Annotated in this window: 7 protein-coding genes and 1 tRNA gene; 6 read left to right on the top strand and 2 right to left on the bottom strand. The window is 44.9% G+C overall.

The window, feature by feature from the left end; translation table 11 throughout:
• Positions 1 to 171: TetR/AcrR family transcriptional regulator (locus ABF463_RS13455; RefSeq protein WP_415534374.1), on the bottom strand; the 171-nt coding region annotated here is incomplete at its 3' end.
• A 165-nt stretch (positions 172 to 336) separates the two neighbouring features.
• On the opposite strand from ABF463_RS13455, the gene ABF463_RS13450 reads away from it, so the two are divergent.
• The 5 genes from ABF463_RS13450 (at position 337) to ABF463_RS13430 (ending at position 5,511) form a co-directional block, all read left to right on the top strand.
• Positions 337 to 1,968, top strand: coding sequence for an MFS transporter (locus tag ABF463_RS13450; protein ID WP_415534372.1), 1,632 nt, complete (start codon positions 337 to 339; stop codon positions 1,966 to 1,968).
• Between the two features lie 209 nt (positions 1,969 to 2,177).
• Positions 2,178 to 2,591: an RNA polymerase sigma factor gene (locus ABF463_RS13445; RefSeq protein WP_415534370.1), complete on the top strand. Its 414-nt coding sequence runs from the start codon at positions 2,178 to 2,180 to the stop codon at positions 2,589 to 2,591.
• 352 nt (positions 2,592 to 2,943) lie between these two features.
• A complete protein-coding gene (locus ABF463_RS13440; protein ID WP_415534368.1) occupies positions 2,944 to 3,201 on the top strand; it encodes a hypothetical protein in 258 nt (85 codons plus the stop codon).
• Between the two features lie 107 nt (positions 3,202 to 3,308).
• Positions 3,309 to 4,925: a recombinase family protein gene (locus tag ABF463_RS13435; protein ID WP_415534366.1), complete on the top strand. Its 1,617-nt coding sequence runs from the start codon at positions 3,309 to 3,311 to the stop codon at positions 4,923 to 4,925.
• 22 nt (positions 4,926 to 4,947) lie between these two features.
• Complete coding sequence (locus ABF463_RS13430) at positions 4,948 to 5,511, top strand: tyrosine-type recombinase/integrase (RefSeq protein ID WP_415534364.1); 564 nt, start codon at positions 4,948 to 4,950, stop codon at positions 5,509 to 5,511.
• A gap of 197 nt (positions 5,512 to 5,708) precedes the next feature.
• On the opposite strand, the gene ABF463_RS13425 is transcribed toward ABF463_RS13430, so the two are convergent.
• Positions 5,709 to 5,782: transfer RNA gene (locus ABF463_RS13425), tRNA-Gln, on the bottom strand.
• Positions 5,783 to 6,207: 425 nt separating this feature from the next.
• On the opposite strand from ABF463_RS13425, the gene ABF463_RS13420 reads away from it, so the two are divergent.
• A partial coding sequence (locus tag ABF463_RS13420) for a PH domain-containing protein (protein ID WP_415534362.1) occupies positions 6,208 to 6,535 on the top strand: 328 nt, incomplete at its 3' end.

Raw genomic sequence — 6,535 nt, 5'->3', positions numbered from 1 at the left:
ATATACACTTGCCACTGAAAAACCTGCCTCGGCTGCTATATCATCAGTATAAGTCGCAAAATATCCTTTTTTCTTAAATACAGCGTAGGCAGCAGATACTATTTCCTCTTTTTTTTCAATTGAACGTTTTTGCCGTGGTACCCGTACAGGTTTTTGAGACCTCTTGGGCATGTGCATTCACCCCCTATAGTGTTTGGCACAATATGCACTTATATTAATTCATGAAAAGAGTTTTGTCAATGTAAGAAAAATCTTACTTTCCTATTGCTTTTGCGGCACCGCAGTGCTATCCTATAAATGTAAGAAAATTCTTATATTATTAGGGAGGCGTTATTTGTGACCAGCCGTAGGAAAATTATAGGGTTTATGGCACTGGTACTTGCTCTGTTTATTGGAATGCTGGATAGCACCATCACCAACATAGCTCTGCCAGATATTGTTAACTCATTTCGTGCCAATTTAAATGATGTGAGCTGGATTTCGACAATCTATGTAATGGGTTTTGGCGTGTTCATGATCACCGCTGCAAAACTTGCAGACCAATTCGGCAGGAAAAAATGCATGATGATTGGTCTATGCATATTTGGCATCAGCTCGGCTATGTGCGGATTGTCACAGTCCTTGATTTTTCTAATCGTCATGCGGTTTATTCAGAGTATCGGCGGAGCCATGATTTCTCCGACAATATTGCCAATGGGGCTTGCTCTTTTTGGAAAGGCAAAAATAAGAATTATAACCAGTATTACGGGTGCCGTTACCGCACTGGCCGCCGCAGGAGGGCCAGCACTTGGCGGCGTAATCATTCAGTACATTGGATGGAGAGGAATTTTCTATGTCAATATTCCATTGATTGTAATCGCCCTGACAACCGTAGCAATATGTATCAAAGAGACATATGACAACACGGTTTCCAAAAAAGTTGATTTTCTCGGTGTGGTATTGCTGACTGCTACTTTATTTCTATTAATATTTGCTTTTTTGAAAGGCCAATATTACGGCTGGAATTCCGGGCTGATTGTTTCAATGTTTGTAGGTTCCGCTGCTGCCTTTGTCTTGTTTATACTGACAGAGAAAAAAGTGAAATTTCCTATGTTGGAATTAGGGCTATTTCGAGAAAGCACTTTTTCGGCGTCTGATTTTTGCTATATGATGACTGGTTTTTCACTTGTTTGCCCGGCCGTAATTCTAAATTATTTTTTACAGAACATTTTGAACTATACTGCCTTGAATGCGGCATTTATCATTATGTGGACATCGGTAACCGTGGTTATATCTATGCCACTTGGTAATCTGCTCGCGGCTAAAATTGGAAGCGCAAAACCCATAAATGTGTTGGGAAATCTTATTATGGGCATTGGGATTCTTCTTTTGTCACGGCTCACTGTAAGCACGCCTCGATCGACTATGATTTTTGACGTTGTGATTTGTGGCTTCGGAATGGGATTTGCTTGCCAAGCAATCGTAACAGCCGTAAAATTTTTGCCCGTGCAAAAAAGCGGAATGGCCTCTGGTATAATCAATTCAATGAGACAAATTGGAATGTGCATCGGGATTGCGCTGTTGGTTAGTATTCTCGATGTAAATATATCCAATGCTAAGGCTAACATAAAAACAGATGCCATCACAAGTTTTGATCATTCCACTGTTACTGAATCTGTCCAGACAGTCGCGACAAAAGATCTTTCATTGATCTTAAACAGCAATGATACCTCCGAACAAAAGAAACTGCATACCAAAATGCAAAATGATATTGAAAACTCTTTAGCGGGTGCAGTGAAAACAAATGAAATACATAAGGGCGCCTTGCCAAAACAAATTGTTGAAATACAAAATGTAATGGGAAAAATCATTGCGGATAAGCAGCAAAAAATAGCCGATTCTTTCGACGGTGTTTTTTTTATTGCAGCGATTATACTAATTTCCACCTGCTTTTTGGGCATTTTTACTGACCGCAAGAAAAACGTATAATTATAGGTGAAAATATAATTCTTTGAGCCAACAAGCTACTATACAATTTTACCGTCCGCCTTCCAGCGAAATTTCATTTTTATCTTAACGCTCAATGGGATACCCTCCCATCGAGCGTTTTTCTGTCTTCGGGCAATTTGACGCCCCGCTGTCGCTCGCCCCCTGCCGTCCTTTCCGAAAGTTCAACTACTCGGGAAGGACGCGAAATTGTGAAAGTATATATCAAAAATTACGGGCAATCCATAGAAGTGGAAGTATCCACCGAGGTCGGCCAATTTCTCGACCGAGCTAGGCACAAGAGCGAAAACCTTTTTCACGAAAAGCGCCGCCATTGGGACGGACGCGAGTTCGATGAATACCTTATAGCCCATGAGTGCAGCCGGAGCTACTATGAAACGCCGGAGGATTGGCTCTGCCACAGGGAAACCTTCCGGGAGATTATAACGGTGCTGGAAAGCTGCACACCGAAGCAGCGTCAGCGTTTCCTACTTTTTGCTTTGGAAGGGCTCAGTTGTTCCCAGATTGGTAACATCTACGGTTGCTCAAAATCTGCCGTTCTGAATAGCATTGAGGCGGTCAGAAAGAAGGCGAAACATATTTTGCAGGCAGATTCTGCAAAATAGTATCCCCGAAAAATGACGGCTTGGAGGGCAGACGGGTTCAACCTGTCTGCCATTTTTCTGCCCGCTTTTTTGCCTGTGTCCAAATTCGCAGCCCATTCTGTTGATGCAATCCATTTCATGGCGCACTTATACACCCTGACGGGTGCCGTGCGCTCTGCGAGGCCGTTGCGCCCTGCCGGGCGCGATGGAAGGCTGCGCCCTCCAAACCTCTTGCGTGCCTCACGGCAAGGCTCATTCTTGCGGGATGCTCCTTTCCGTGAGGCGTTCAGTGCTCAAGGCACAGAAAAGCGGGGCTTCCTTTTTACAGGGAAAATCTCATGTATAGTAAAGGATATTTTGAATTGGAGGGTCTATGAATTTCAGACAAATTTTCTTTTTTACCCGTTGCCTGCTCTATTGGCTAAAAGAATTGTTTCATGACCGCAGCGGTGGCGGTACAGCCGGAGACCGCGTCCAAAGCACCTATCGGGAAGTGCAGATCGGAGATACCTGCTACTGCCTCACCAGCCGGTATGAGGGATTCAAAGAGATCGACAAGGCCCTTGAACGGCTGGCGGTCAAGAAAGCACTGGGCCGGTCTCGAGTCAAAGTCACCCATTACCATCAATAAGCCCTGCTTTTTCAGGGATAAGGGTTGCCGCCCACGCTGGCCTGCGGTATGATAACAGCAGGTAATACAGCCGACGGCGCGTTTGATTTGAGAAAGCGAGGGCTGACATGACAAATCAGGACGCCATTAAGGTCGGCATCTACGTTCGTTTAAGTAAAGACGATGAACGGGCCGGAGAATCGGTGAGCATTAAGAATCAGAAGTTAATGCTCACGCACTACGCCGAACAACAGGGCTGGTTTGATTACAGCATTTATTGCGACGACGGTTACAGCGGAACCAGTTTTCAGCGGCCCGGGGTGGAACGGCTGATCGAGGACGCGAAAGACGGTAAGATCAATCTCATTCTGGTAAAGGATTTATCCCGCTTTGGACGCAACTACATACAGGTTGGACAATTTACGGATTATGTTTTTCCAATGATCGGTTGCCGATTTATTGCCGTAAATGACGGCGTGGATACACTTCATAACGACAACGATATGATGCCCTTCCGAAATTTGTTCAACGAGTTCCAGAGCAAAGATACCAGCAAAAAGATTAAAGCCGTCAAACGGGCCTGTGCAACTGCGGGGCGTTATATCGGAGCGTACGCGCCTTATGGTTACCTCAAAAGTTCGGAGGATAAGCACCATCTGGTGATTGACGAAGAAGTCGCTCCTGTGGTAAGACGTATCTTTTCGCTCCGTTGCGAAGGTTTAGGATACCGGGCTATTGCCTCCGTCCTTAACCGTGATCACATTCTTCCTCCGCGCGAGCACTATTACCGTCTGCTTCAAAAAATAAATCCGTTTTATTCCAATCACTTGTGGAATGAAGTAACCATAAAAACTTTGATTCGCAACGAGGTCTACCTCGGCAATACGGTTCAAATGAAAACGGGAACCGCTTCTTACAAGAACCACAAGCAGATCAAAAAGACGGAGGATAACTGGATTCGCGTGGATGGCACCCATGAACCAATCATTGACCGGGCTACATGGGATTTATGCGTGGAGATCGACCGGAAACGTTTTAAGCCCCGTACCCACAAAAACGGCGAAATCAGTTTATTCGGCGGATTGGTACGTTGTGCGGATTGCGGTTTCGCCATGCGGTACTGCGAGGAAAACCATGTGCGCAAAAATGGCAGCAAGGTTAAATATGTCAGCTATGTATGTGGCAATTATGCCAGCAGCGGAAAATCCGCCTGCTCCGCCCATATCATCTATCTGAAACCGTTGTCGGAACTGGTGCTCGACGATATTCGCAGGCAGGCCAGCGGCGTTTTGCAGGACGAGGATAAGGTGCGACAGGAACTGCTTCGGCAGAAATCCAAGCAATCCGAGCAACAGCTCGCCGCCGATCACAAGGCCCTCAAAACGACCGGCAAGCGGTTGAAGGAGCTTGACCGCCTCATTTCCAGCCTGTATGAGGATAAGGTGCGCGGCGCCATCCCGGAGAGCGTATGCGTCGGTCTGATGCAGAAGTACGAGGCCGAGCGCAAAGAAAAGACCGCACAGGCGCATGGGCTGGAAGAAAAGATCGCCGCATCGGCTCAGAATGAGCGGGAAGTGGACAGTTTCCTTGCCGCTATCAAGAAGTACGTGGCCGTGGAACAACTCGACCGGGAAATGCTGCTGGAGCTGATCAATTACATCGAAGTCGGTGAACGGTTCATCAAGGGGAACCAGAAATACCGCAAAATCACCATCCATTATAACTTTGTGGGCAAGATCGAGTAAGACCATTCTTTATGAGAACAGCTTGAATGAGCTGTTTCAAAATGGGTACTCTCCTACAATAATTAAACATGCAAAACAATTTACCCACGAAATGTTGGAAGCAGCGGTCGATGACGGATATCTTGTCGCTAATCCGGCGCGAAAAATAAAACTTCCCAATATGCCAAAAACCAAAAATGAAAAGAGCTCCTTTACTCCAGAGGAAGAGCAAGCGATAATTGATTTCGCCCCTCTGTTTCTGACGCAGAAAAAGCCCCACGTCCCTCACAAGATCGGTAAGGCTATAATTGTGCTCCTAAAGTCTGGAATGCGTCAGGAAGAGCTGCTGGCGCTGTCATGGGGCGACATAAACTTCAACTCCAACACCATTCGCATTCATCAAACTGTTACGCTGAATGGATATGCCCCTATAATCGTTCAAAAAACCAAAACGCGAGAGAGTACCCGAACCATCCCGATGCATCCACTTGTACGCCAAACGTTGAAAAACATAGAACCAGCAACAGATAAAAGCAAAACTGTTTTTTGCAAAGAGGACGGCGGAATATGGGCGCAGAATTGTTTTTACAATCTCTATAAATCATAGCGGCACTTTTAGGGCACGCAACGGTAGATATTTCTATGGATGTCTATACGCACGTTGGGAAAACCGAGATGGATAAGGCCATAGATAAGATATAGTTTTGCCTTTGCGTAGGCACACCGTAGGCATACTGGGCAATTTTCGAGCAAAACAAAACCGCTTAGACTTGCCATTTCTGGCTTATCTAAGCGGTTCCTATATGGTTGCGGGAGAAGGATTCGAACCCTCACAAACAGAGTCAGAGTCTGTCGTGCTACCCTTACACAATCCCGCATCAAAAGGCGCATGCTTTATTATATCAATATTTTTGCAAATGTCAACCTGTATTATGCGATTTTTTTAAAAAACCTTACAGCGAGATGCTTAAGCGCAATCAAACCTCCGTCTGTTTGTTGGATTTTGCCTTGATTTACACGAAAGATTACGCCGTGTCCTATAGCTTGAATTATAGCATATTTCGGCTAATCCGTCATGCAAAATGTTATAGCTATACAAGCCCCCTACAGCCCTCACAGCGGCCTTACAGGCGCGGTAATCAATAAAATACCAACCGTTTAGCTGCTGAGGCGGTAAATAGCGACAGCAAGGCAATCAGACCAACCTAAACGCATTAGTCTTTTTGTGGTACAATATGGACAGTACATGAAATTTTTTTACATTATCACTAAACAATCAAACAGACAGCAGGAGGATTTGCAAATGAAAATCAACGATGAAACGATACAACAAATTTTTTCAGAATTGCAAAAGCAGGAAGATGGAGAAATTTACTACTGCTATGCAGTCATTACGGCTAATGCAGGGAAGATGATGTTGCTCGGAAGTCTTTCAGCACTTGCAAATCAATACTTTTTGTTAGGGTTCAGCACATCCAGACTAATCATGGTGAAATTGGATATGTCAGGGCACCCCAAAGAACATACGGCAATTCCTTACAAGCAATTTGCAAAAGTCAAAATATCAACTTGGATGTTTGGAATTGGTAAAAAAATTTACATTCGACTTTCTGATGGGTCAACTATCAAAT

Origin of the sequence: Ethanoligenens sp. (assembly GCF_047718355.1) — a bacterium.
Taxonomy (GTDB): Bacteria; Bacillota; Clostridia; order Oscillospirales; family Ethanoligenentaceae; genus Ethanoligenens.
Note: the sequence above shows the minus strand (reverse complement) of the source record. Positions and strands in the feature narration are given on the sequence as shown.

What these genes read in the sequence shown, in the direction of transcription:
- ABF463_RS13435 (WP_415534366.1), top strand. Translation starts at nt 3,309, where the DNA reads ATGACAAATCAGGACGCCATTAAGGTCGGCATCTACGTTCGTTTAAGT.
- ABF463_RS13440 (WP_415534368.1), top strand. Translation starts at nt 2,944, where the DNA reads ATGAATTTCAGACAAATTTTCTTTTTTACCCGTTGCCTGCTCTATTGG.